Origin of the sequence: Streptomyces sp. BR123 (genome assembly GCF_013401435.1) — a bacterium.
Classification (GTDB): Bacteria; Actinomycetota; Actinomycetes; order Streptomycetales; family Streptomycetaceae; genus Streptomyces.
This window is the reverse complement of sequence record NZ_JACBGN010000607.1, coordinates 1-1258: the sequence shown is the minus strand read 5'-3', so window position 1 is coordinate 1258 and position 1258 is coordinate 1. Positions and strand designations below refer to the sequence as shown.

Below are 1258 nucleotides of genomic sequence, written 5' to 3'. Positions count from 1 at the left end.
CGCCCGCCCCCCCCGGCCGGCGGTGGACCTCCGCACGTGGCGATGGTCCACGCCGTAAAGGGCCGGGTGGGGCCCTTCCGGGTCCGAGCGACCCGGCGCCGGGATCCCAGCCGACGATCCACAATGGACGGCAGCCACGGCATGACCCGAGGGCGTGAAAGGAGATCGAGGTCTACCCCCTCATGCCCACACGGCTGCCGTGGCGCGCGGGAGGACGAGACCCTCGCGGACGCCGCTCGGCGCGACGCGGCCTTGTGAACCGCCGAACGGCCTGCGGCGTCGGCACGCCGGGCGTCCTGCGGACGGAGGTGCGGTCATGACGGACACGGGGTCTGAACAGCCTGCCGGGCGGCGGGCCGAGGATGTGCACCACTTCGAAGCCACCCACGTCGGAGGCGACGCTTACGCAGTCGATGTCCGCGGCCACCGACTCCTGGTCGACCAGCCCGTGGAAGCAGGTGGGACGGACCGCGCGCCGACGCCCACCGAGTTGTTCGCCGCGTCACTGGCCACGTGCGTGGCGTTCTACGCCGGACGCTATCTGCACCGACACGACCTGCCTCGGGAGGGGCTGCGCGTGCGTACGGAGTTCACCATGGCTGCCGACCGACCAGCCCGTGTCGCCGTCGTGCGCCTCGTGATCGTTCCGCCGCCCGAGCTGCCCGAGCAGCGCCGCAGCGGCCTTCTGGCCGTCGCCTCCCACTGCACCGTCCACAACACGCTGCACCGACCACCGGAGATCCGTATCGAGCTGGCGCCGGCGCCGGCCCCTCGTTAGCCTCGCCGCCTCGCGGCCCTGCCCCGCCCCCGCGGAGCGGCACCAGCGCGCCGGTAGGCCGTTCGCGTGGTCGCGCACCACCGGTCCGCACGCGCGGTGAGGTCAGCCGGTACGGCGGGTGGGCCTGGAAGTTCATTCCGTGCTGGGCGCCTGGAGCCGACAGCGGACGTCGACGATGCCCTCGACGGAGTGGGTGAGGCGCTCTGCCAGGGGGATCAGGTCCCGGTCCTTCACCTGGCCGGTCAGGGTGGCGATTCCTTGGGACACGGTGACCTTGACGGCTGCGTGGGAGAGCGGGAACAGGCGTTTGACGACGCTCTGGCGGATTTCGGCGGTCAGGTCCTCGTCGGTGCGGAGGAAGACCTTGAGGAGGTCGGTGCGGCTGACGATGCCCTTGAGGGTGCCGTCGGCGTCGACGACGGGGAGCCGCTTGACGTGCCGGCCGGCCATGAGGCGGGCGGCCTGGGGGAGGGTTGTCTC

The 1258-nt window shown here is 72.3% G+C and carries 2 protein-coding genes; one reads left to right on the top strand and one right to left on the bottom strand.

The window, feature by feature from the left end; all coding sequences use genetic code 11:
- Positions 1-316: 316 nt before the first annotated feature.
- On the top strand, positions 317-778 hold the full coding sequence (locus tag HYE82_RS36615; protein WP_179178534.1) for an OsmC family protein: 462 nt from the start codon (positions 317-319) through the stop codon (positions 776-778).
- A gap of 132 nt (positions 779-910) precedes the next feature.
- Here the strand turns inward: HYE82_RS36615 and HYE82_RS36610 are convergent.
- The coding region (locus HYE82_RS36610) for a BON domain-containing protein (RefSeq protein ID WP_179178533.1) at positions 911-1258 on the bottom strand (348 nt) is incomplete at its 5' end.

What these genes read in the sequence shown, in the direction of transcription:
- HYE82_RS36615 (WP_179178534.1), top strand. Translation starts at nt 317, where the DNA reads ATGACGGACACGGGGTCTGAACAGCCTGCCGGGCGGCGGGCCGAGGAT.